General features: G+C 65.2%; 2 protein-coding genes. Both read left to right on the forward strand.

Annotated elements, in window-relative coordinates; all coding sequences use genetic code 11:
• Positions 1-216, forward strand: a 216-nt coding sequence (gene pgk / locus CQY20_RS33920) for a phosphoglycerate kinase (RefSeq protein ID WP_097945790.1), incomplete at its 5' end; no start/stop codon positions are given.
• 277 nt (positions 217-493) lie between these two features.
• On the forward strand, positions 494-987 hold a 494-nt coding region (locus CQY20_RS33925), incomplete at its 3' end, for a sugar phosphate nucleotidyltransferase (RefSeq protein WP_165789337.1).

Consider the following 987-nt stretch of genomic DNA (forward strand, 5'->3'; position numbering starts at 1 on the left):
GCGTTCGCGGCGGGCACCAAGGGTGTCGCCGAAGCAATCATCGCCGCAACGGGCAACGGAGCGTTCAGCGTGGTCGGTGGCGGGGACTCGGCGGCGGCGGTACGCCAGCTCGGACTGCCCGAGAACGGCTTCTCCCACATTTCCACCGGCGGCGGGGCGTCGCTGGAATACCTTGAAGGCAAGACCCTGCCTGGCATCGAAGTGCTGAACGGTTGAACCGCCCGGACTGTGTTGGTGGCCAGTCAAGCTGGGCGGGCTGTCGGCGATTCTGCTGTTTAGCGCAGGTTCGAAATCCGAAGCGCCGCGGGTCCTTCGAGCGCCGTGCAGTGCTGTTCATCGCCGGCCCGTAGACCACAGCGTCACAGGTGCGGCAATCCAGCTCATGTGACCGCCGCGGTGACCAAGGCAGGCGACGTGACCAACGAGGACCTGATTCGGGCCCAGCGGATGCCCGACCTGCGCAATTTGAACCTCCGACTGAAGGAGTCCTCAGGTGGCAGATCCAAGGGTGCTCGGTATCGTGCTGGCCGGCGGTGAGGGTAAACGCCTGTTGCCGCTGACGCTGGACAGGGCCAAGCCGGCCGTCCCGTTCGGGGGGCTGTATCGATTGATCGACTTCGCGCTGTCGAACCTGGTCAACGCCGGGGTGCTGCGGATCGCGGTGCTGACCCAGTACAAGAGCCACAGCCTGGACCGCCACATCACCACGACCTGGCGGATGAGTAGCCTGCTCGCCAACTACGTGACCCCGGTGCCTGCTCAGCAGCGCCTTGGCCCACAGTGGTACACCGGCTCCGCGAACGCGATCTATCAGTCGCTGAACCTGATCTACGACGAGAAGCCGGATCTGGTCATCGTGTTCGGCGCTGACCATGTCTACCGGATGGATCCGAGGCAGATGATCGCGCAGCACCTCGACAGTGGCGCGGGCGCCACGGTGGCCGGAATTCCTGTGCCGCGCAAGGAGGCCAGCGCCTTCGGCGTGAT

It is taken from the genome of Mycolicibacterium agri (genome assembly GCF_002553505.1).
In the GTDB taxonomy this organism is placed as follows: domain Bacteria; phylum Actinomycetota; class Actinomycetes; order Mycobacteriales; family Mycobacteriaceae; genus Mycobacterium; species Mycobacterium agri.